Below are 23,966 nucleotides of genomic sequence, written 5' to 3' on the forward strand. Positions count from 1 at the left end.
TGCCAAATCCGGAGCACTTTTATTTCTATTCATTAATAAAAAAGGGGGGGGGCGCTAATGAGCGAAAGCAAAGAAGAATCAGGCACAATTATTCAACCGGTAACTGACCAGCTTAATACTCAGAACCATCGTTCTTCAATAATGCCTACTTTCTCTGCTTTAGCGGAAAAAATGGCTTCTTCCCGCTATTTGAAGTGGACAGTGATTGTTCTTCTACCCGTCTTGATTCTGTTGAGAAATCCCGTGGAACAATTAGATACCGATCTATGGTGGCAAATGGCGCTTGGTAAATATTATCTTACCCATCACACCCTTATTGCGGATCAATCGATCTTTTCCTGGACACCGACAGACCCGACCTGGATTTATAACACTTGCATGGGAAGTATCGTTTTTTATCTGGGTTACAGCCTCATGGGAGGGTTTGGCTTATGGATCATTCAGTGGCTCATATTCATTGGAGTTTTTGTTTCATTTTATCTTTTTCTCCGCCTGATTCGTCAGAGACTCGATATAACCAGCGTTACCATCATTGCCGCGATTGGTATGGCCTGCTCCCTCGCCTGCAGTATGTACAAGCCCGAGTTATTTTCAGCTCTTCTGTTTTGCTGGACGGTATTTATCTTTTTTTACGTTAAGTTGACCCGCCAAACGCTTACTTTTTATATTTATCCCTTACTTTTTGCCCTCTGGGTTAATTTACACGGTGCATTTCTCTTCGGACTCATTTTTCTAGTTCTCGTCTTTACAGGTGAACTTTTAAACAGAATTTTCTTTGCAGAAGAATCATTTACCACCAAAGATTTGACCCATCTGGGAATCGCTTGTGTTCTTTCTTTTGCCGCCACTGTGCTGAATCCTTATGGCATTGATTATCCGTTGAGCACTTATAATGGACTGACTTCCTCTGCTGCCTATATGGCCCTGATCAACAAATATATCCTGGCCTGGTTGAGCCTCTGGCCATACTTGAAGGATATCAATGTTGCCTCTTTCAAATTGGGGCAAACTGCCTGGATTATGACCATAATGATGTTTTTTGGGGGCTGCCTTTTCCTCTACGAATTAATCAAAAAGAGAGCCTGCGATTTTGCGTTGCTTTTCGTTAATGTCGCCTTATACTGGAAAGGCATGGAAACAAGCCGGGCATCTTACTTCTTTCCTCTCGCCTTTTTTTTCTCATTCTTTTACCTGCTTCATCGGTTAAAATTAAAAAACATTCTCGGCAAGGCAACCATCTTATCGTTGCTTGTTTTCTTTTTCTTTTTTGCAAGCACCTCCTATTTCACTGTCAGATACGGTGCTGGAAGCAAATGGTTCGGCATTGGCATTGATAGCTTTGTCCCTGTAGAGGAAGTGGCTTTCTTGAAAAAATATCATCCGGAAGGACCGATCTTTAATGATTATGTTATCGGTGGTTACCTGATGTGGGATCTTTATCCTGACTACAAGGTTTTTATCGATCCCCGTTGCAGCCCATTCAGGAAACAGACTTTCCCCGACTACATGGCCTTTACCAACGTCCATGTAACCGGCAAAGATATTCAGCGTTTCAGGGAAAAATATCCGTTCAAGATTGCGATACTCCATTATCGGCAACTCGTTTTGATCTATGATTTCCTGCAAGCGGGAGGAGAGTGGAGACTTTTGTACTTTGGCCAGAACGCTGCGATCCTGATGCATAAATCATTACTTCCCACCATCTCGCCGGAAATGAGCTCTGTTGATCTTAGTCCAGTACGCTTCAGGAAGGTTACAAACCCACAAGTTCTTCTTAATATTTTTCATTTCTATCTTAATGTGAATCCTAACGCCGCTCGATTTATCTACGATATCTATAAAATTAACATCAGCGATTATTACAAATTTAAAGAAGAACATCTGCAAGGAATGGATATTTTAATTCGTTTGAAGGAGAGTGAAGCTAAAGCCAAGAAAAAAGGTTCTACATTAGTTACTCCCCGATCCGGTACCGGGTTTGGAAAAGGTGATGCGGCGTCTGCGCGAAACGATTTTTCAAAACCATTGCCGACATTATAAAATAGAAAATTATTCTCAACCCGAGTAATATTAAGAACTGAATTTTTCCAGGCGTAAATATTAAGGATAAAAAGTTGAAATTGATGATTAGTTGTGCAAATCTTCGCAGTGTAAACTTGGAATGCATACATTTCCGGAACATAGAGAAACAGCCGAGAATCGGTCATTTTATAAAATTATTGAATAGGGAGAATTAATGAGTTCAGCTTCGTCTAACGTATTTCTTTCAGATATCGATAAAGAGCGGTTTGGTATTCAAACCGCAAGAGTTGTTGGGGTGACCATAGAAAGTTTACCCTCAATACTGGAATTTTGTAGAAAGGAACAGGTAAAATTACTTATTGCCCGTTGCAGCATGTCCGATCTGAAGATAGCCCAAACCATGGAAAAAAAAGGCTTCTTGTTGATGGATACCCTTGTTTATTATACACTTGACCTTACGAAACGAAAGATCCCCTCTGATAATGGTATGGCACATTTTAGACCTATCCGTGCCGGTGAAGAAGAAGAGATGAGGTTGGTTGCCACAGAATCATTTCGTGGTTATTTTGGCCACTATCATGCTGACCCAAGATTGGATAGTAATAAATGTGATGAGGCATATGTTGACTGGGCAAAAAAAGCCTGTGCCTCCCGAGGCTTTGATGAAAATTTTCTGGTAGCCGAAATAGACGGCAGAATAGTGGCATTTGGTGTTTTCAGGATTAATAGTCCCGATGAGGGTGAATTGTTTTTGGGAGGCATACATCCGGACTTTCAAGGACAGGGCATCTACCTTTCTTTTTTGTGCAGAGCAATGGAGTGGTGCTTATCAAAAAATGCCAAGAGGATAGTCATCTCTACCCAACTTAATAATATCGCTGTACAAAAAGTTCTGACGAGATTCGGATTCGAAATATCCAGAGGGTATTACACTTACCACAAATGGTTTGATTAAGCCGCCACAAGAGCCCCAGATTAACAAATCATGGGCAATTAAATTATGTCTTCGTTCCTGAAACACCAGAACAACAACACACCCAGTATCAAGCAGTAAATAATGACATTGATGAACGGATAAATATATAAGAACCCTTGGGAACCTTCACTGTCGATAAACGAAGACGCAAAATGTTGTGTGCCGGAAATTTTCGGCCATAAATAATAAATTATTTCCCAACCTGTCCAGCCTGACTTAATATGAACCAGAGGATGATGGCTTATCGAAAATATCCCGTCAGCCACAAAACTGATGATACTTATACCCATAACACAGAGAAAAGCAGCAATATCAGGCATCAGCAGAGAAAAAAGCAGTACGGCAATAACCACAAAAAGCAGATTGAAAGAAGATAAAAGAGATGCAGCAAGATAGCCGGGCATAACAACATTCAACTTTATCAATACAGTCAGGAATATAATGGCGTGAAGAATGAACATGAATATCGAAGACAGCGCCCACAGCCCGAGTATTTTGCCGGTAACGTACTGCTTACGGGTTATCGGCTTGGAAAAAATACACGACTGCATTCCTTCATCCCTGTCACGCTTGAACACGCGCATGGAAAGCAGCGCCACTATAAGCATCACAACAACGGCAATAATATGAAAGGTTATTTTCGATACTGTCCCTACTATTGCCTCAGCGTCAAGGTCTTGACCGTTAACCATGTAATTGCCTTGATAACAACCCCGAATAAGAAAAACAAAAATGACAGATATAACAAACATAACGATAAAGCTTCTCTGACGCACTTCATCGGCAATGGTATATTTCACGATATTAATAATGGAAGAAAATGCTTTCGGCATTTTTACATCACCCTTTCACATATCTGACAAACACATCTTCCAACGAATCGCCTTCCTTGACCAAAGCGGAAATTTTGTCTTTCACCAGAAGCTTGCCGCGATTGATGATTGCAGCGTTATCGCATATCTTTTCGACTTCAGACAGCAGGTGCGAATTCAAAAAAATCGTCATTCCCTGATTTTTAAGCGATTCTAAAAGCTGGCGTATTTCTCTTATCCCGATGGGATCAAGTCCGGAGACTGGCTCATCGAGAATCAGCAGCTTCGGATTTCCTATGAGCGCGGCGCCGATTCCAAATCTTTGAATCATACCTTTGGAATAGGTTTCTGATTTGGTGTGTTCCCTGCCCTGCATACCGATACTTTCGACAATACGCCGGCATTGTTCCCGTGCATCAGACCGGTTTATATTCAATAGTTCCGCACAACGTTGTAGATAATGCCATCCGGAAAGATAAGGAGGAATATGACAGTTCTCTGCCAGATAACCAACCGCAGCACGACTGTCCGCGTTTGTGCTGGGAATACTGTTTATTGACAAGCTTCCCGATGTCGGCTGTGTAAAATCCAGGAGCATCTTAACGATTGTGGTCTTTCCCGCACCGTTGGGTCCAAGAAGGGCGAAATACTCGCCAGCCTTAACGGAAAAAGAAACATTATCAACGGCAACAAGAGAACCATATCTTTTGGTTGCAGCGTTTAATTCAATCATGAACGAAATATATGTACTCCGATCGGGCATGTCAATCAAATATTGACTGCAAAATTTGCGGCTTATTTACTGATGTTTGTTAGTGGGTATAAATTGCATCTATTACTGATAGAAATTCTACTTATTTATCAACATTACCAACTATTTCTTCAGCAAAGTTTACAATCGCATTTTCCATTTGCTTCAAGCCCGGCAGTTCCAGCGGATAATGACCAGCGTTTTCCAGCATCACTACCTTCACTTTTACCTTGGTCAATTTTTCGATAAAGGGTTGACTCAATTCCAGAGGAGACCATCTGTCTTGTGCTGGTTGGGTTAACAACACAGGGCAATTGGTGAAATTTTCCGGTTCAATGGCCGGGAAATATTTCATGTAATCCGCCAGAAAAAGCATAGACATCCAATTTCCTGACGATGATTTATCAGATAGAAAAATTTTCAGAGCCTCTTCATTATTCACCAGAGTGTACATTTTCGAAGCCATTCGCATGGGTATCTTCATACTGCGCAATAGCGGAATATGAGAGCATAACCCGGCAAAAGGAACACCCACCCGGCTCATAAATAAATTATAAGCTGTCTTATCTCGGACCATTTTTATCCGCTGATCCAGAAATGTCATGCCTATAATACCCTCGACGCGACCGTTCTTCGCAGCCACATGATAGGTTTGCATGCCTCCCACGCTCAATCCATACAAAATGATGGGCCGATTATCCTTCTTTCTTTCGGAATCGATAAAATCACTGACAATCTGTACCCAGTCCGTGTAGGTTATTGGCCGGTCAGGGTTAACTTCCGTCATGCCATAACCCGGCATATCCAGAGCAATGCACTCATAACCTCTTTTCCATAAAGGACCACCCACTATTAGTGACATCTGGCGTCCATTAGTGCCAACACCATGCAGTAAAATCAACTTCGCCTGCGCCTTATCGTTTTTAAAATAATCAATATGGATTTTATGACCATTCCACACCCAAGTTTCTTCCGATGGCCGATAGGTATCGTTGAATTTCATATATTCAGGTAAAAAGGACTGCTCTTTCTGCCACATAGGGTTTGACTCATAACTTGACGCATATACCGAAAATATCGGCATTATAAGCATAAGAAATATCGCCACTCCACTGTAAAAAGGTTTTTTAAGCATTACATTTCTCATAATCTTCCCTCTCCTGTTTCACGATCTTGCTTTAACACTGGCGGAACTATAAAAATTTCGGTCTGGAGTGTCAATAAAATTATGACCGTAAAAACATGACACACCATGTCTATGTTTGCCGCTCTGCACCTGCTATTTTTCCTTCTCCATATCATCACCTGCTTTTTTCGCCGCCTCATCAGTGACTTTGTTAGTTTGACTTACTGCGTCGCTGGCCTTATGAGCTTTTTCAATCGCCGGTTGAGCCTGCTCAGCACCACCCATCATAACTGTCGCCATCGGCTTGGCAAAATATTTGGACCATAAAATAACGGCACCGATGAATATCGCGATTATCAAAATTATAGCCCATGTCGAGACACCTTTTTCGTTTTTCATTTCTTCGGTCCTCCATTAATTTAATTATAAGTTTCCTTAAAACAATTTTTTATCGGTAATATTCGACTTCTATTTTTTTACTTGTTACCATTATTATATATATAAAAGAGAAGCACCGTGCTAAGCAGAGATTTTTTATGCTGAGTTGCAAAATGTTATTGATTATTGTAGGCATGAAAACATAAATTATGTCAATTTATTATTAACATGTAATAAGGAGTAAGATGCGATATGCCACAAATATATCGATATGAATTAACAGTAACAGAAGATGCCGTGGATATAAACGGCCATGTAAACAACCTTGAATATCTACGCTGGATGCAGTATGCCGCCATTCTTCATTCGGAAAGTCAGGGATGCACAAAAGCCACGACGGACGTCGGCGCGACATGGCTTGTCCGGGCACATCATGTAGAATACATACGACCGGCATTTACTGGAGAAGAAATTGTAATTTTAACATGGGTATCAGACTTTCGCCGGGTACAATCTCTTCGCAAATATAAAATCATTCGTATCAAAGACAATGCCATTCTGGTTGAAGGCGAAACCGATTGGGTTTTCGTTGATGTCCAAACCGGTAGGCTTCGTTCCATACCCGAAAATGTTATGGCTGCATTTGAAATATTGCCCAAAGAACAGGAAGAGGAAATTCTCAAACATGAAAACAAAGCAGGATAGACTTAAATATTTCTGTTTGATAATCCGTCATAAACAAAACCAATAATTTACAAATCACTCAACAGCTATTATATTTTACCGGTTATTTCCCTTGACACATAATTACACTTTTCTTATTATTTAAACATTAAGGCATCTCTTGATTCTAATTGGAGGAAACAATGCTAGATACTAATTTACAAATAAAAATGCTGGACACGCTCGGCATCTTGCACACAGCTATAAGAAATTTTATTCTTTATCCTCCTGCCAGCCCGGCAATTGCGAACACTATTGAAAAACTGCATTTAAGCCTTATTGATATACTTGAACAAAAGTCTCCGATAATCATCGCGGAATCAGAAAGAAGATTTTTAATCTGGGGAAAATACCTGGATCAGAAAGACAGAGAAAAAGTTCAGATTACAACCTTGCTGAACATTCTTCTCAATTTCGGCGTTAAAAGCATCTCTTTTGATAAAGGATTGGAAAAAGAGGAACTCAGAATTTTTATAAAATACCTTTCTAAAAACCCGGAGGAGTTAAAAGACGAAGGTGGCCTGCCCAAGATCATGGCGGAGAAAAGCATTCTGCATATTTATCTGAATGAAAGAGTATATGTATCTATGGATAAAGATCAGAAAATCATCTCCGGCTTTAATGTTAATGATAACAAACCTTCCCAGCTGGACACATTTAAAACCGATGCTGCCGCGAAAGATCAAACAGCTGAGGGCATTACCAACGTGGGAAACGTCAATGGCCGTCTGGTCGAAGATCTGTTCAGTGAAAAGGCCGAGGTTCGATCTCAGGCATCTGATAAATTTTCCATAATCATTGAATCTTTGCCACCTGAACGCCAAAACGAATTAGTGGGAAGCTTATCAGGTCGTCTGGTTGAGTGGATTAAGTTGGAAACATCAGCAACCTCCTCCTATGAAAAAATATGTATCAGTTTGCAAAGACTTCTGAATATTTTCATCAGGCAGGGACGCTTTGAAGATGTCGTGCCGATTCTGGATGTTTTCCATAATATCAACACAGGAGCCCTGAAAAAAGATAATCCGGTAAGAGAAATATCTTCGGTAATAATTCGGAATCTGGCGTCAGAAGACAATCGCTTGATCCTCTTTAAGGAATATCACACCAACGAAAGAAATAAACAGAATGAAGCTAATCAAATATTGTTAAGACTTGGTAACGCTATACTGAACAACTTACTGGATATGGTCCGGGATGTCAGCGACAGCCACGAACGTGTACGTGTTATGCATCTCATTATAGGAATGGGACAAAGTGCTATACCAGCCATTAAGGATCGAATTTCTAAAAATGCTCCATGGTATTATTTACGTAATCTGGCTTATTTACTCGGCCGTATCGGTAGTGAATCCAGTGCCCATATGCTTCAGCCCCTTTTAATTCACGAAAACAATAAAGTCCAAATGGAAGCACTGAAAAGCATCTTTCAGATAGGAGGAGATCAACGGGGAACGTTGTTCCTGTCTGCGCTGGCTCAAGCAGACAATCAATTCAAGCTCAATATCATTGAAATGCTCGGCAAGGTAAAATGTATTGAGGCAGTTACGCCACTTCTTAATATGTTGAAAAAACCACCCAAACTTACGCCAATTGATCAGACAGCGTTGCAGGAAAAGATTTGCGCCGCCCTTGAATATATAGGTTCACCTGAAGCGATACCAGCTCTTTCGGAAATCGCCGAATCAAAATCCTTTTTGGGGATAAGATGGTATTATACCGTTGAATTAAGACAGGCGGCCAAGAAAGCATTAGAATCCATTAAAAGAAAACAGAACTTCTCCAATCCTGCCGAGGGCTGATGTGCGCAAACTTCTGAAATGTAAATAATTGATCGAATACCAGTAAGCTAAAACATTTTAGCTGTTTTTTAATGCAGACTGAATAATATCATTCAGTCTGCGGGCCACTGCTTCAGGCTGGTCAGCTTCACAAATTGCCGATACAACGGCAATGCAATCAGCGCCGGCTTTTACAACTTCTTTTATATTAGATTCATTAAGACCGCCAATGGCAACCAGGGGATGACGGCTAAAAGCTTTGATTTTCGCAAGACCGTCCAACCCCCAGGTGCCTTTTGTGTCCGTTTTGGTAGGCGTGGCAAAAACCGGGCTGATTCCGATATAACTTATGTCGAGTTTCTGACTTGCCACAACGTCTTCCCATGTTTCCACAGATAGACCGATTATTGCATTTCTCCCCATGAGTTTACGGACAATTTCATAAGGCATATCCTCCTGTCCGATATGCACGCCTTCGGCACCGCAGGCTAAAGCTACATCAACGCGGTCATTTATAATCAACGGCACTTTATAAGACTTTAACAGTTTGTTAATTTTCTTTGCTTCTTCTACAAACAACCGGGTGGAAATTTCTTTCTCACGCAGTTGCACATAAGCAACACCACCTTTAACCGCACGAATAACAACTTCGTCTAAAGGTTTTTCCCCGCACAGACCACGATCCGTCACGAGATATAATCCGTGCATAACTAATCCTCTATTTTTAAACGTTGCTTAATATCATCTTCTATTATGCAATATAGACAATCAAGAAAACTGGTTTGAAGACTTCCAGGTCCCTTGGCAGCAGAGGCAGCCATTTCTCCGGCAATGCCCATAACCGCCATAGCTTTAACCGTTGCAGCAAAAGGGTTTTTTTCTACAGCAGCAAAGGCGCCACATAACGCTGATGCCGTACAGCCTAATCCGGTAACTTTTGTCATCAGCGGATGACCATTTTTAATCTTTATAATTTTTTCTTTACTGACAATGTAATCGGTTGCTCCACTGACACAGATAACACATTTATGAATTTCACTTAATTTTTGCGCTATATCGATCGCGGCATCGGGAGATGCGGCGCTGTCCACACCCTTAGTTTTTGATTTGTCATCATAAAGAGCTACAATCTCCGAAGCATTACCCCGAATGATAGTCGGCGGTTCACTATGAATAAGTTCTCTTGCTGTTTTTGTCCGATAAGCGGTAGCTCCAGCGCCAACTGGATCTAAAATAACAGGAATGCCCTTTTTTCTGGCCTGGCTGACAGCTTTAAACATAGAATATATCCAGTGTTCACTCAATGTGCCTATGTTGATGACCAGTGCAGAAGAAATATTTACCATTTCCTCTACTTCTTCTTTCGCATGCGCCATAACCGGAGATGCGCCTATGGCAAGTAGAGCGTTGGCTGTATTATTCATTACCACATAATTGGTAATGTTATGCACAACCGGAGCCTGGCGACAAATCATTTCTATAGATCTGTATATTTCAGTTGCCGTCACGTTCATAATTTATCTCTCCATATTTTTAATTATATGTAAGTTGCATCAAACAATCAATTCATACTAAACATTAAACCCTTCCCGACTGATATATCGGGAAGGGTTATTTAATAAGTTCTTCTCCCTACGCCGGCATTACCCAGATCAGGTTCAATGGGTATAATCTCAGACTCGGCTTGTCACTTTTATTACCTTATTAGTCAAAGGTCACAAAAGGTTACATATTCCGGGCCACCCCTTTTTTTATTATCTATCAACATAATTACATTTCGTCAACCAGCTTTAAAGAATATTTCTTGACTAAGATTACCCTTTATCTATATTACTAAAACAATTGTAAGAAAAAGTTGAACCCATGAAAATAATAACATCTAAAAACTTATTTCTTGTTCTTTGCTCATTCTGTCTAATTTTTCTCCATGAAACAAAAATAGAAGCGATGGAACTGCAGCTGAATACATTTCATTCATACTTACGTCAGGGAATTGATAAAGCTTTTAATCTGGAAACAGCCGACGCTTATGCCTGCATAAAAAAGGCCGTAGATCTTGAACCGGAAAATCCTACCGGATACGCTTTTCTTGCAGTCCTCCACTGGTTTTCTTCCGAGATGAGTTTTGATATTAAAGATAGGGATACAAATCAGGAGGCTATGCTGAGTTATGTCAAAGAATCTCTGGCCAAAGGAGAAAAAAGGATTAAGAACAATCCTCAAGACAATCAGGCTTATTTTGCCATGGCCTTGGCTAAAATCGTCAAAATTCAATGGGCAATTCATCAAAAACATTATTTCGTTTTAGCGCAAGAGACTTCAAATATATGGGATTATTTGGAAAAAGCAAAGGGAGGGAATGGGAACCAAAACTATGATACATATTTCCTCATGGGCTTGTTTCATTATCATCTCAAACATGTCTCTGGCATCATCCGCTTTCTGTCTTCAGCCCTTATTATTCCCGGAAGTCATCAAAAAGGGCTTCAGGAACTGGAATTGGCGGCCAAAAAAGGATCCTTGCTCAAGGACCTCGCGCAGGCCGAACTATCCTCTGATTATTTGAATTTTGAAAAACAACCGGCAAAAGCTTTACCTTTTGCCCGGGAATTAAATAAAAAATTCCCCAATAATTATAATTTTTTATTTGCTCTGAGCAGTATTCTTGCCGACCTTCACCGATTTGAGGAAGCGTCCGGCATAGCCAAACAAATCGAAAAAAATATTCAGGTGTGTGTTCCTCCTTTTGTTCCCCAACTCCAAACACGTTACAATCAATTAATGGGAAGAATTCTTTTTAACCAGGAAGAATACGATCGTTCCGTAGAGTATTTTCAAAATGCTCTAAAGGATACATCATTCTATAATGCCCGGGTTCGGGTTTGGGCTTTTGTGCGCCTGGGAATGATTCACGACGTTCGCAAACAAAGGATTCAGGCCCAAGAGTATTATTCTAAGGCATTGGAAGTAGAAGGTGGGGAAGGTGCCGCCAGAATAGAAGCCAAAAAATATCTAATAAGTCCTTATATTCCTGCGCAAGTCAAATCCTAGACTTATGACTAAATATATAATACTTATATCCTCCGTACTGATTCAAATATGCTTGGGTGTTGGTTATTCCTGGAGCACTTTTGTCCCCGCATTAAAACAGAGCTTTGGCCTTACCATTGCACAAACACAAATAATTTTCGGCATCGGTTCGTTTATAATTACGTTGTGTATTTTCGCCGGAGGACGTATTCAGGATCGCCTGGGTCCGCGAATTCCTGTTTTGATCGGCGGTATTATCTTCAGCGGCAGTTATATACTGGCCGGATATTCCAGCGGATCATTTTATGCCCTGCTTTTCCTGATCGGCGTCTGCGCCGCCACCGGTGTTGGTATCTGTTACGTCTGCCCTATCGTCTGTTCAGTCAAATGGTTTCCTAAACATAAAAGTCTGGCAACCGGTATTGTCGTTGCCGGATATGGAGGCAGCCCTATTATTATTTCCTTGATCGGTGAATATTTATTGTCTCATCAAGTAAGTGTGCTGGATATTTTCAAATATATGGGATTGGTCTTTCTGATAATTGTACCTATAGCCGCAATGTTTTTACAAAATCCGCGGCAGGAAAAAGATTACAAATCCCTTACCGCTGATATTAAAACCATCGAACTTTTCAAAGACCGCAACTTTTGGGGACTTTTCTGCGGCATATTCCCCTGCCTGTGTATAGGATTAATGACTATCGGTAATATTAAACCATTTGGTCTTTCTCTAAACTTGAGTTTAGTTGTGACCGGAGCGGCTGTTAGTATTCTGGCGTTTTTTAATGCCATCGGTAGAATAGGATGGGGAATTATAGGCGGCCTTCTGGAGGGGAAAAAGGCGATATTATTATCGCTGATAAGCACATCTATTGTTTGCCTTGCCGCGGCTTTTACGGTTAATAATGATCTGACTTTTTTTCTCTTTGTCGTATTTGCCGGTTTTAACTATGGCGCCTGTCTTGTTCTTTATGCCGCTGAAATCGCCAACCACTACGGAACAGAAAAAATGGGAACAATATATTCCACTCTTTTTCTCTCCAATGCAATTGCCGGATTTTTAGCGCCTCCTTTAGCCGGAAAAATTTTTGATAACACAGGTTCTTATACGCCCGCTTTTCTTATCTTCGGCGCTCTGGCTTTCATTTCGATATTTTTATTCTACTTTATTTACCAACCGAAAAAACAAAAATCCTGAAAAACGATTAATACATTTTGCAAATTGGATACAATTATTGAAGTATATTTACACGAATAATTATTTTGTTTTATCGTTTCATTTACACACAAAATAATTAATTTTGTGCTATAATGCCTAAACGTAATACTAAGATCTAACCAAAGAGGCAATAATGGCAGAGCCACTAACCAGAAAAAAAACAATTTTTCTTGTTCGCCTTGCGGTCATTGTCATAACTTCTTATTTTATTATTCTTTCACCGACAACGGTAAAGCAGTGGGAATCTTTAGGATATATTTTTATTGCCGTTTACCTGCTGACCAACCTGATTGTTGCATACATTCCGGATAAATATTTCTACGATGATAAAATTTTCTACGGATTTATCTTATCCGACAGTATCTTGCTGCCGGCAGGAATTTATCTTTCCGGATATGTCGGCTCGGAATTATACCTGATGTTTTTTTTCATCATTTCATTAACGACCATGAGCTCCAATTTCGGATACCTGATGATAAATACTCTCTTTTATTCTTTTATCTACGGCTGGTTGTTATATCAAAGGGGATTATTAACAGGTCCTTCATCCATCAGTTATTTAATTCAAATTCCTTTCATTATCATCATTGCAGTATTTTACGGATTTCTCATAACAACGCGGTTGAAAGACAAAGACATCCGAATTAATGAAGCCCGGGAGAGATACGAAAAAATCGTCCAGGCTACGGATGTGTTAATGTGTATTGTTGATTATGATGGGAAGTTTATATTTGCGAACCAAAAACTAGTCAAATTTTACGGATATAAGGATGAAAATAATCTCCTCGGTTTAACAATTTCACAGCTTCATAACGAAGATGAAACTCAAACGGAAAAAACATTGAGCTATGTAAGATCAGTATATCAAAATAATGATATGGTGCAGTATGAATCCTATGATAAAAATCACGGCAAGTGGTTTGCTAACACGCTGAGCCCGATTAGAGATTCGTCAACAAGGGATGTTTTTGAGGTCTGCATTATTTCAAAAGATATCACTGACCGGATGGAAAAAGAGAAAATACTAAATGAAACTGTTGAATTGTTGCAAAAAACGCGGGACCAATTAATACAAAAGGATAAAATGGCCGCTCTAGGACGAATGGCATCCAGTATTGCACATGAAATCAGGAATCCGCTGGAGATTATCTACATGGGGGTAGATTATTTGGAAAACAATCTACCTTCTGATAACCTCCAGATCCATGAATCTATAGAAAAAATCATTAAGGCAGCTGATCGGGCAGATAATATCATTAAGAACATCTTATCATTTGCCAGACAATCGGCATATAAGATCACTCAGCTTCCCCTCCGTCCATTGCTTAACAATGTGCTGGTGCTTGCGGAACAAACAATTCAAAAAAACGGTATTATCGTTCAACGCGATTATGATAACGATTCGTTGGAAGTGGCAGGTGATTACAACATGCTGGAACACGTATTTTTAAATCTTATTAACAATGCGATTGATGCCACGAAAGACAGCAAGGAAAAGAAACTGACAATTCGCGCCTATAAGCGGCTAATTACTGAAATAGGCTATAAAACCGGTTATGCACCAGATGATTTTTTCAGCATTGGAGATGAAATGATTGTTGTGGAAATATCAGATACCGGTAAAGGAATCCCTAAGGAAGACATGTCGAAAATATTCGAACCATTTTTTACTACCAAACCGGTTAATGAAGGAACAGGTCTGGGATTGAGCATTGCCCATATGATCATGGACAAATTAAGCGGCACTATTGACGTTGAAAGCATGGAAAATAAGGGAACAACTTTTTTTGTAAAACTCCAGCCTAAAATTAAAATAACAACAACAGTGGAGGTGTAATTTGGCAGATAAAATCAGGGTGTTAATCATTGATGACGAAGTTGATTTTTGTTATTTCATCCAGAAAAATCTTATGCGGGATGGACGGTTTAATGTATTAGTGGCAACTAACGGTAAAGACGGAATAGAACTGGCTGAAAATGAATTGCCGGATATTATTCTGCTTGATCTATTCATGCCGGACATGCCCGGTGAAGATGTAGCGGCAGCTTTAAAAGAAAATATCACTACAGCAGACATCCCCATTCTTTTCGTTACGGCACTGGCAACGAGTGATGATATTGCTAACCGTAATGAAAATAAAATCGGGAATAACTATATAATGCCCAAACCGGTACGGACAAAAAAACTTATAGAGACTATCCTGGATATCCTCGGAGAACCTTGACCTTGGTTTATCCCCATCTTATTAATAGCATATTGATACCATTTCGATTGGAAGTTGACGCCTGTAGGGCGTCACTTCCCGGTAGGGTAAAAACATTATTTTATTGTGCGCCCTTTGGTTGCACACCCGGTCAAAGGATAACAAGGCGACAATGAGGCGGCTCCGCAGGCGTATATAAAAATACGTTGAGGAAGCCGACGACGCAGTCAACGAAGTTAACCAAAGGAAGCGGAGTGGTATAGCGTCAATAGTGATCGGATAACTTAGTTTTCCCCCTAAAAATATGGTAAACAAAAATTGTGTAAGCCACTACTATCGGCATTCCAATTAGAGCGATAATGCTCATCAACTTCAGCGTCTGCAATCCGGTGGAGCTGTTATAAATCGTTATATTCAAAATTTGATCATTGCTCGCCTTGATCAAATTGGGAAAATGAACCGCGACAATGACAAGCCATAGTCCCATGAAAGCAAATGAAGATTCCCAGAACGGCGCAGAGTCATGTTTCTTTTTAATAGAAAATAAAATTTCCGTAAGCCACAACAATGTGCATAAAATCGCCACATAGAATAACCAATGAAACAGGATATCCTGAAATGTAAAAGCAACTGTAATAAAGTATCCTATCGCAGTTATAAAGTTGACCAATGTAAGAATCCTGACAGCGTAAAAAGCCCTCTCCCGCAACTCACCTTCAGTTTTCATTACGGCATAGGTTGCGCCCTGTAAAAGTATAGCGGCAAAACCGGTAATGCCGAACAACAGCGGCACCGGACGAAGCAGTGTGAAAAAGTTACCGGTAAATTCCATCTTATCATCCAGCGGCACTCCATAAACAACATTACCCAGTGCCACGCCAAACAACAACGCCGCCAGAGCGCTGCCCGCGAAGAAAGCCTTTTCCCAGATTAATGCCCGCGCCTCATCATGAGCACGAAACTCCATAGAAACAGCTCGAAATATTAAAGCGAACAAAACCAGCATCATTGCCAGATAAAAGCCGGAAAAAGCTGTCGCGTAGGCGTGAGGGAAAGCCGCAAATAATGCACCGCCGCCGGTAATCAACCAGACCTCATTGCCGTCCCAAACCGGACCTATAGAGTTTATTAATATGTCCTTCTCCTCTTTTGTTTTTCCGAGAAATGGAAGGAGCGCTCCGATGCCCAGATCAAATCCATCCAGAAGCGAATAGCCGACAAACAATATCAAAATAAGAAAAAACCATAGATTTTGAAAGTTCTGTATATTTTCCATTTACTTTGCCTCCAAAATAAACTCTATGCAGACAGATTAATTATGTCAAAGGTCCTTTCTGAACAATCTTTAGAAATATTTTAATAAACAATGCTGCCAGAAGCAGATAAATCAAGCAAAACATAATCAGGCTGAATGTTATTTGTCCTGCCGAGACTACCACTGAAGCTGCCTCGGCGGTCTTCATCAGCTTATAGATAATCCACGGCTGGCGGCCCACTTCCGCCGCTATCCAACCTGTTTCATGAGCGATATGCGGCAGCGGTATCAAAAAAGGCAAAATGAAAAGGTACGGCTTGTTCTCATAAAGTTTGCCTCTCCAGAGCAGATAAGCTCCCAGCCAACCAAGAGCAATCATGATCATTCCGGCGCCTACCATGATGTGATAAACCTGAAACACAAAATTAACCGGCGGCCAGTTTTCTTTGGGAAAATCATTCAATCCTTTTATCTCGGAGTTCCAGTCAAAGTTGTACAAGAAACTCAAGCCCTTTGGGATATAAATTCCATAGGTTTTCTGGTTTTGTTCATCAACATACCCTAAAGCATAGATGGGAGCTCCCTTGGTCGTATTAAAATGGCCTTCTATAGCCGCCGCCTTTTCCGGCTGCATATCGATGACTTTTATGGCGTGAGCATGACCCGAGCCGAGTTGCAGAAGCGGTGTGAGCACAAAAAGAATTATACCGATTTTGAGCATTGTTCTGGCAGTTTCGCCATGCAGTCCTTTTCTTACGTAATATCCGGCGATGCCCGCTAGCATGACTGCGCTCGTCACCCAGGATGCCAATATCGTGTGCACATACCTGACGATTGTTGAAGGATTAAAAACGGCATCGCTAAAATTTCCCAGAACAATTTTCCCCGCTTCATTAATCGTGTAACCGGCCGGTGTCTGCATCCAGGAATTGGCGACGACTATCCAGAAGGCGGAAATATGACCACCAATAAAAACCAAAAAAGCGGAAAGCCAGTATAATTTTGGGGACACTCTATTGCGTCCAAAAAGAAGCACTCCCAGAAAGACCGACTCCAGAAAAAAAGCTATCACTCCTTCAGCAGCCAGTATCGGTCCAAAAATATCTCCAACCGCCCTCGAATAGCCGGACCAGTTCGTGCCGAAGGAAAATTCCATAACAATGCCGGTTGCCGCGCCGATCACAAAAATCAAGCCAAGGAGTTTAACCAGAAAATCAGTTATCTTTTTATAGGTTGCGTCTTTTTTGGCTAGATATAGAGTTTCAGATATAAGAATGATCAGGGCCGTGCCCAAAGTCATAGCGGGAAAGAGAAAATGGAAGCCTACCGTAAAAGCGAATTGGATGCGGGCAAGGAGTAATGCAGTCATATACACCTCCATCTGTTATACCAATTCGCTTTCTTCGGCTAACTTTGTTGGCTGTGTCGTCGGCTTCCTCAACGTATTAGTAATACGCCTGCGGAGCCTCCTCCTTGCCGCCTCGTTATCCTTTGAAATCAAAATGGTATAAAATAATAGCTAATTGAATATTACTTTTCAACAAATTAATTTTAGTTGTTATTTAATGTTTCAATGTATAATATTGCAAAGTGAATAAACAAATTTAACATTAAGACAAACCATTTTTTAATTTAACAAGGAGGTTTATCATGAAAAGATTATCCGTGATGTCGACAAGTATTTTTAGCGTGTTGTTATTTGTTTTGATGGTTTTCTGTCTTTATCCGCAAATTTCTTATGCCAACGCACCGCAGGATGTAAAACTGGAATATAACGCATCGACTCAAAATTTAGCCGTCACTATCACTCATAACTCCTCATCATCTGGTTTTCACTATATAAAAAATATTGAAACTAAGAAAAACTCGGTTGTATTGAGCACTGAAAAATATGATTCCCAACCCGCTGGAACTTTTACTTATAATTACAAAGTACCTGCCATCGCGGGAGATAAGCTGGAAGTTACCGCTACCTGCAATTTTTTCGGCAGCAAAACTGCTACCATTACAGTATCCGGGGCTAATAAATAAAATCAAATAACCAATGCAAGAAAATAACTGGGATATAGTGATCACCGGCGGAACGCTGATGACGATGTCCGCCAGAATGGAAATAATTGAAGATTCCCTTATCGGTATTAAAGACGGTATAATTGTAGCGGCAGGCAAAAATACGGATAGCGGATGCGCCATCCTCAAGACAAAAGAAACGATCGATGCATCCGGCTGCATCGTTATGCCCGGCTTAGTCAATACGCATACGCATATACCGATGGTTTGCTTCCGGGGCATGGCCGACGATCTGCCGCTAATGGAGTGGCTGAGTAAGTATATTTGGCCGGCGGAAATGAATTTCGTCAATAAAGAAATGGTTTACGACGGCGCCATGCTGGCCATGGCCGAAATGATTCTTTCCGGAACGACAACTTTTTGCGACGGTTACTTTTTTGAAGATACCATTACAGAAGCAGTACGCACTGTTGGAATGCGCGCTGTTGTGTCGCAGGGTTTTGCTGATGTATTCATGTCGGATAAAACCAAGGCCGACAAGATGATGGCGGCAGCCAAACGTTTCGTTAAACGCTGGCAACCCCAGGCGCCAATGATTACACCGGCATATTTCTGTCACTCTCCGTACACTTGTTCTCCTGATACACTTGTCCGGGTAAAGGATGCCGCCCGTGAAGATGGTATTTTATACTTGATGCATCTACTCGAAAATAAAGACGAGACAGACACTATCCTGAATCTTTACGGCAAAAAACCTGTACAGCTCCTTTTCGATCTGGGCGTTCTGGATGAACAAACTATCGCAGTTCACTGCAACTGGCTTACCAAAGAAGATATGGCTATCTTTGCCGATCTGGGCGTGAAGGTTTCTCATAACCCGGAGAGTTCCATGAAGCTGGCATCAGGTGTCGCCCCTGTCCCTGAAATGCTGAAAAAAGGAATTGTTGTTGGAATCGGAACGGATGGCTGTGCCAGCAACAACGATATGGACATGTTTCGGGAGATGAACACTGCGGCATTGATTCATAAGGTCAATTCCCTAAACCCCACGGTCATGAACGCGGAAACGGTTTGCAAAATGGCAACAATAGGTGGAGCCAAATCGCTGGGATTGGATAAACTGACCGGTTCCATAGAAAAAGGTAAAAAAGCTGATATTATTCTGGTGGATATGAATCAAACTCACCTCACGCCACTTTATAATTGTTATTCTCAGCTCGTTTATGCCGCACGTGGCGCGGATGTAAAAACCAGCATCATCAACGGCAAAATTGTCATGAAAGATCGACAGCTGCGTACAATTGACATGCAAACTGCCATGAAAAATGTACGCAATATTGCCGCAGAAATAATTAATCAGAAGTTGCATTAATATTTCAATGAAGCGACATCAGGTATAAAATACAATTGACATAAAATACAATATTACCTATATTTTCAAGATAATAAATAATGTATAAAGACTAAGTTTAAAGGCTAATAATATGAATATTATTGTTTCCGGATCACTGGCTTATGACAGAATTATGGATTTCCCCGGACACTTCTCCGATCACATTCTGCCTGACAAAATTCACATGATCAACGTATGTTTTCAGGTAAATGGCCTGAAAGAAAAGTTTGGAGGCACGGCGGGAAATATTGCTTACGCGCTCAAGCTGATGGGCGAGAATCCTCTTATCTGCGCAACCATCGGCCATGACTATCACAAATATTTTAAATGGCTCACGAAAAACGGCATATCCACGGAAGGCATCAAAATCATCGCTGATGAATTTACAGCCGGCGCTTATATTACCACCGACCGCGCTGATAACCAAATAACAGGATTCAATCCCGGCGCGATGAAATATCAATCTACATTAGACTTCGACAAATTTCATCCTCAGGAAACAATTGTTATCGTTTCTCCCGGCAATTTCGATGACATGGTTAATTATCCGCGCGACTGCAAAGCCAGAGGAATCGATTATATTTTTGATCCCGGGCAATCTTTGCCTATGTGGGACTCAAATGATTTGATTAAGGTCATAGAAGGATGCCGACTATTAATAGTTAACGATTACGAACTGAGTCTGATCATTAATAAGACCGGATTGAAGAAGGAAGCCTTATTGAAAATGGCAGGAACAATTATCACCACTCTGGGAGAACTCGGTTCACAGGTTTCCACGCAATATAGTGAAATCGCTATTCCCGCCTTTAAGGCAAAGAAGGTGGTAGACCCGACAGGCGCCGGAGATTCTTACCGCGGCGGTCTCATCAGCGGGCTGGCTCATGGCAAAGATATTGAACAAAGCGCGCTGATGGGCAGCGTTTGCGCTTCTTTTGCCGTAGAGAATTACGGCACTCAGGAATATAGCTTTACTCTCGAAGAATTCAACGAGAGACTTAATGGCTGACAGAAATTATTACAAGTAGTTTTCCCTATTTGAAATCTTTGCAAGATAATAGAATATTAGATATATATCATTCGGAACTTTTCCCCATCGCGTCCCTATAGTTTGTAATATTTTTCCTGTGATTAAATAAGATAAGCAGAAAAGTTGCCAACGCACCCAATACCGCGCTGAATTGCCAGTTAAGGTTTGAAGCCTGTCCGCAAGCCAGAGTAAAAACCATAAAAAATGATGCAATAAAAGTAATTCGGATAATCCCATAAACGACGAGCCATATTCCCGCCGATATTATTGCCGCCCATGGCGCGACAAGAATCGTAAATCCTAAATAGTTGGCCACGCCTTTCCCACCGTGGAAACCGTGAAAGCAAGGGAAACTGTTTCCCAAAATAAGAAAAAAACCCGCCCAGGGAAACAAAGGCTCTTCTAAAAAACAAATCGCTAAAAACGCAATTATTATTGCCCTGCCGATATCCAGCAAAAAAACAACTGTCGCCCATACTATTCCCGCCTGGCGGTATACATTTGTTGTTCCGGCGTTGCCGCTAAAACTCAAGCGGGGGTCTCCCTTACCGGTCAATTTAAAAAAAATAATGGCGAAATTTACAGACCCGGCAAGGTAAGCAAAAAGATAAATTAAAAATGTTTTCCCCATTTCCCTTTACCCTTGCCCCTTAGCCCTTTTCCTTTATCCAATCTGGCGGACTCATACGCCCTTTCGTCACATCCTTCATCTTGACGCCTTTGATATATTCACACATTACGTTATCCTTATAAATCCACGCGTCAAACAGCAACGATTCCTTGGTAATACTCACCGGCACAACGCGTCCGAGATATCCTTCTCTCTTTTTCGCTTTTTGATAAATTATTCTTTTTCCAAATCCTACAGGAAAGGAAACAATATTGGCAAAGCGCTGGCCCCAAACACAAGCGGCATGCATTATTGCATCCAGAGGAAATGGAGAGCCCAGAAGATCTTCATCGGCTTCACAGTCTCCGCCCGAAATATAAGCGAGCGCACCCTCGGATGAAACCGATAAATCACCCATGATATTTTGGTAAGCCGCTCCAAAGGTAACCAGTTCACGGTAAATAGTTGCTGATGGCACGCTGATGCAGTCGCCTTTCAGTTTATTTACTACACGAAAAGGAGGCGGATAAAACTCTTTTGGGCCGATCACACAAAACTCCACCCGCATGTGTTCAACTTCGCGACTGATTGTTCCTGTTTTTGATTTCATGGAAGTTAAAAGTGAAGCTGCAATAATTCCATTCCCGTAATTTTTCATATCGATAATAACCGGCTGGTGCTCAATATCCGGTGTAATTGTCAGAAAGCGTGAAAAGACTGCATTCTGCAGACAGCTTATTTCTGCTTGCGGATAATTGGTTTCTATCGCTCGAGTTAAAACAATAAGGGATTCAACCGCCGGCAGGATTACTTTACCCTCTAAATGGTGATCCCGCAGATAGGGATGGATCTCAACATCACATTGATACCGCTGGCGCTGATTTAAACGGGAAACGATTTCCATAATTGAACCGTTTTCGGATCCACGGCCACGGGAGTGCCCGACAGATTCAAGGCGCAATGCTTTGTAAAGCCGCTGCAGATTATGTGTCCTTTTTCCGCATGCGTTATCAGGTAATCAAACTGCAGACGCACACGCTCCAGATTTACCGGCCGCGTATAGATATGCATCACATCATCGTAATACAGGGGCTGATAAAAACTGACGCCCAAATCGAATATCGGATAAACATAGCCGCTTTCCTCGATCTCCTTGTAGGGATAAGCAATATCGCGCATCAGCGATGTCCGGCCGAATTCAAAATAACGCAGATAATTGGAATGATAAACCACCTGCGAGCGATCCGTATCAATATACAAAACTCTGTACATCGAACGATGCCAGACAAGACCTGTGGTAAGATCGCGCACGTAACGCTCGTCATTATTGTATATTTCCGGTTTAAAAGGTTTGGGCTTCATTTCTCATACTCCTCTGAAAATAACACAGCAATTTGTTCCGCCGAAACCAAAGGCGTTGGAAAGAGCAATTTCGTATTTCTGTCTGCGCGCTTCATTAGGCACGACATCAATATCGGCAAAATCAGGATCAGGCACGTGGTTGATTGTAGGCAGAATAACGCCTCTTTTCATTCCTTCGATCGTCAGAGCCGCTTCAATGGCGGCGGTTGCGCCCAGCGTGTGTCCCAACTGCGATTTATTCGAGGACACGGGAATCTTTTCTATTTTTTTACCGAATACTTCCCGCAGACATTTTACTTCCGTACTGTCCCCTTTGGGTGTGGAAGTGCCATGTGCGTTGATATATTGGATATCTTCCGGCTTTAAATCAGCGTCTTCAATTGTTTCCTTTAGCGCTCGTATAATTGTCGTGGCATTAGGACTGGTGTAATGATGGGCGTCTGATGTCCATCCGATACCCAGAACCTCGGCTTTGGGTTTAAGACTATATGCTTTAATTACTTCATCCGCTGCCAGAACAACAACGCCAGCGCCTTCTGAAAGAACAAAGCCTTTGCGGTCCATACTGAAAGGCCGCGACGCCAATGCCGGATTATCATAAGCGCGATCTTTGGGAGTAACTTTGATCGTGGCGTTCATGTTGGCAAAGCCGTGAATAATCTCGGGTAGAATGGGAGTATCGGCGCCGCCAGCCAGAACAAAATCACAATCGCCATCCCTGATCATTCTTGAACCGATGCCGATCGCATGGTTGCCTGAAGCGCAGGCTCCCTGCGGCGAAAAAATGGGTCCGGTAAATTTTAGCAGCATCCCCGCTTTGCCCGAAGGAAGATTTGCGCACAAATTAGGCAAAAGATAGGGACTGACCCGAAGCGACCCGCGATGTTCCAGATCATGAATAGCAATGCGAAAAGCATCTGAACCGTTTATAGCCGAGCCGATAAGACAGGCCATTCTTGGAGCAATCTGAGCATCAACCTCAATTCCGGAATTTTGCAAAGCCTCCTTGCAAACCGCCATTGTTAAAATCACAAAAGCAGCGTTCCAGTTATAAACTTCCTTCGCGTCGGTAAAATCAAGATCCAAAGGATACCAGTCCGGTATTTCTCCGACTATGTCGCAAGCTGATTCGACTTTACAGCGGGTTACTTTGCGAAAACCTGCCTCACCTTTGATTGCCCTTTTCCACGTTTTTTCAAACGTGCTTCCCAGCGGAGTGGCCGCGCCGTAACCAACAACAAAGACTTTTCTGTTCTTCGGGGCTTTCATAATATGATAATTATC

23 protein-coding genes and 1 riboswitch are annotated in these 23,966 nt (G+C 41.5%); of the genes, 11 read left to right on the forward strand and 12 right to left on the reverse strand.

From position 1 onward, the window contains the following. Positions 1-57 precede the first annotated feature (57 nt). Both CVU62_00955 and CVU62_00960 read left to right on the forward strand, forming a co-directional pair. Positions 58-2,040: a hypothetical protein gene (locus tag CVU62_00955; protein PKN38800.1), complete on the forward strand. Its 1,983-nt coding sequence runs from the start codon at positions 58-60 to the stop codon at positions 2,038-2,040. A gap of 196 nt (positions 2,041-2,236) precedes the next feature. Further along, positions 2,237-2,977, forward strand: a complete 741-nt coding sequence (locus CVU62_00960) for a hypothetical protein (GenBank protein ID PKN38801.1) — start codon at positions 2,237-2,239, stop codon at positions 2,975-2,977. Between the two features lie 38 nt (positions 2,978-3,015). Here the strand turns inward: CVU62_00960 and CVU62_00965 are convergent, their stop codons facing one another. From CVU62_00965 to CVU62_00980, 4 genes are all read right to left on the reverse strand, one after another. Further along, the gene (locus tag CVU62_00965) at positions 3,016-3,831 is read right to left on the reverse strand and encodes a hypothetical protein (protein PKN38802.1); all 816 of its coding nucleotides are present in this window, start codon (positions 3,829-3,831) and stop codon (positions 3,016-3,018) included. 7 nt (positions 3,832-3,838) lie between these two features. After that, complete coding sequence (locus CVU62_00970; GenBank protein ID PKN38803.1) at positions 3,839-4,582, reverse strand: multidrug ABC transporter ATP-binding protein; 744 nt, start codon at positions 4,580-4,582, stop codon at positions 3,839-3,841. An 82-nt stretch (positions 4,583-4,664) separates the two neighbouring features. Then, positions 4,665-5,708 (reverse strand): alpha/beta hydrolase, encoded by a 1,044-nt coding sequence (locus CVU62_00975; GenBank protein ID PKN38804.1) that lies wholly within the window; start codon positions 5,706-5,708, stop codon positions 4,665-4,667. A 132-nt stretch (positions 5,709-5,840) separates the two neighbouring features. Next, the gene (locus CVU62_00980; GenBank protein ID PKN38805.1) at positions 5,841-6,086 is read right to left on the reverse strand and encodes a hypothetical protein; all 246 of its coding nucleotides are present in this window, start codon (positions 6,084-6,086) and stop codon (positions 5,841-5,843) included. A 231-nt stretch (positions 6,087-6,317) separates the two neighbouring features. On the opposite strand from CVU62_00980, the gene CVU62_00985 reads away from it, so the two are divergent. Beyond that, a complete protein-coding gene (locus CVU62_00985; protein PKN38806.1) occupies positions 6,318-6,770 on the forward strand; it encodes an acyl-CoA thioesterase in 453 nt (150 codons plus the stop codon). A 161-nt stretch (positions 6,771-6,931) separates the two neighbouring features. Next, positions 6,932-8,590 carry a hypothetical protein gene (locus tag CVU62_00990; GenBank protein ID PKN38807.1) on the forward strand — a complete coding sequence of 553 codons (1,659 nt, stop codon included), beginning with the start codon at positions 6,932-6,934 and terminating at the stop codon, positions 8,588-8,590. Between the two features lie 57 nt (positions 8,591-8,647). Here CVU62_00990 and thiE read toward each other — a convergent pair whose 3' ends face one another. After that, the gene (gene thiE / locus CVU62_00995) at positions 8,648-9,277 is read right to left on the reverse strand and encodes a thiamine phosphate synthase (protein PKN38808.1); all 630 of its coding nucleotides are present in this window, start codon (positions 9,275-9,277) and stop codon (positions 8,648-8,650) included. 2 nt (positions 9,278-9,279) lie between these two features. After that, entirely contained in the window at positions 9,280-10,083 is an 804-nt protein-coding gene (locus tag CVU62_01000) for a hydroxyethylthiazole kinase (protein PKN38809.1), read from the reverse strand. A gap of 98 nt (positions 10,084-10,181) precedes the next feature. Continuing rightward, positions 10,182-10,326, reverse strand: a riboswitch (TPP riboswitch). A gap of 106 nt (positions 10,327-10,432) precedes the next feature. On the opposite strand from CVU62_01000, the gene CVU62_01005 reads away from it, so the two are divergent. The 4 genes from CVU62_01005 (at position 10,433) to CVU62_01020 (ending at position 15,043) form a co-directional block, all read left to right on the forward strand. Then, the gene (locus CVU62_01005; GenBank protein ID PKN38810.1) at positions 10,433-11,620 is read left to right on the forward strand and encodes a hypothetical protein; all 1,188 of its coding nucleotides are present in this window, start codon (positions 10,433-10,435) and stop codon (positions 11,618-11,620) included. A 4-nt stretch (positions 11,621-11,624) separates the two neighbouring features. After that, a complete protein-coding gene (locus CVU62_01010) occupies positions 11,625-12,797 on the forward strand; it encodes a hypothetical protein (GenBank protein PKN38811.1) in 1,173 nt (390 codons plus the stop codon). Between the two features lie 154 nt (positions 12,798-12,951). Next, positions 12,952-14,655, forward strand: coding sequence for a hypothetical protein (locus CVU62_01015; protein PKN38812.1), 1,704 nt, complete (start codon positions 12,952-12,954; stop codon positions 14,653-14,655). Between the two features lies 1 nt (position 14,656). After that, entirely contained in the window at positions 14,657-15,043 is a 387-nt protein-coding gene (locus CVU62_01020) for a response regulator (protein PKN38813.1), read from the forward strand. A 244-nt stretch (positions 15,044-15,287) separates the two neighbouring features. On the opposite strand, the gene cydB is transcribed toward CVU62_01020, so the two are convergent. Together cydB and CVU62_01030 are read right to left on the reverse strand one after the other, a co-directional pair. After that, positions 15,288-16,298 (reverse strand): cytochrome d ubiquinol oxidase subunit II, encoded by a 1,011-nt coding sequence (gene cydB, locus CVU62_01025; protein PKN38814.1) that lies wholly within the window; start codon positions 16,296-16,298, stop codon positions 15,288-15,290. Positions 16,299-16,338: 40 nt separating this feature from the next. Next, positions 16,339-17,658, reverse strand: a complete 1,320-nt coding sequence (locus tag CVU62_01030) for a cytochrome ubiquinol oxidase subunit I (GenBank protein PKN38815.1) — start codon at positions 17,656-17,658, stop codon at positions 16,339-16,341. A 269-nt stretch (positions 17,659-17,927) separates the two neighbouring features. Between CVU62_01030 and CVU62_01035 the strand changes: the two genes are divergently transcribed. From CVU62_01035 to CVU62_01045, 3 genes are all read left to right on the forward strand, one after another. Then, positions 17,928-18,308: a hypothetical protein gene (locus CVU62_01035; protein PKN38816.1), complete on the forward strand. Its 381-nt coding sequence runs from the start codon at positions 17,928-17,930 to the stop codon at positions 18,306-18,308. Between the two features lie 13 nt (positions 18,309-18,321). After that, the gene (locus CVU62_01040; GenBank protein PKN38817.1) at positions 18,322-19,659 is read left to right on the forward strand and encodes an amidohydrolase; all 1,338 of its coding nucleotides are present in this window, start codon (positions 18,322-18,324) and stop codon (positions 19,657-19,659) included. A 112-nt stretch (positions 19,660-19,771) separates the two neighbouring features. Continuing rightward, the gene (locus tag CVU62_01045) at positions 19,772-20,689 is read left to right on the forward strand and encodes a carbohydrate kinase family protein (protein PKN38818.1); all 918 of its coding nucleotides are present in this window, start codon (positions 19,772-19,774) and stop codon (positions 20,687-20,689) included. A 67-nt stretch (positions 20,690-20,756) separates the two neighbouring features. On the opposite strand, the gene CVU62_01050 is transcribed toward CVU62_01045, so the two are convergent. From CVU62_01050 to CVU62_01065, 4 genes are read right to left on the reverse strand one after another with little or no spacing between them, the layout of a single operon-like run. Further along, positions 20,757-21,341 carry a hypothetical protein gene (locus CVU62_01050; protein ID PKN38819.1) on the reverse strand — a complete coding sequence of 195 codons (585 nt, stop codon included), beginning with the start codon at positions 21,339-21,341 and terminating at the stop codon, positions 20,757-20,759. A gap of 19 nt (positions 21,342-21,360) precedes the next feature. Beyond that, positions 21,361-22,224 carry a hypothetical protein gene (locus CVU62_01055; protein ID PKN38820.1) on the reverse strand — a complete coding sequence of 288 codons (864 nt, stop codon included), beginning with the start codon at positions 22,222-22,224 and terminating at the stop codon, positions 21,361-21,363. Beyond that, positions 22,203-22,682: an acyl-CoA thioesterase gene (locus CVU62_01060; protein ID PKN38821.1), complete on the reverse strand. Its 480-nt coding sequence runs from the start codon at positions 22,680-22,682 to the stop codon at positions 22,203-22,205. Before CVU62_01060 ends, CVU62_01055 begins: the two co-directional genes overlap by 22 nt. Positions 22,683-22,685: 3 nt before the next feature. Beyond that, complete coding sequence (locus CVU62_01065; protein PKN38822.1) at positions 22,686-23,951, reverse strand: beta-ketoacyl-[acyl-carrier-protein] synthase family protein; 1,266 nt, start codon at positions 23,949-23,951, stop codon at positions 22,686-22,688. Between the last annotated feature and the right edge of the window lie 15 nt (positions 23,952-23,966).

This window comes from Deltaproteobacteria bacterium HGW-Deltaproteobacteria-2 (assembly GCA_002840505.1).
Lineage (GTDB): Bacteria > Desulfobacterota > Syntrophia > Syntrophales > Smithellaceae > Smithella.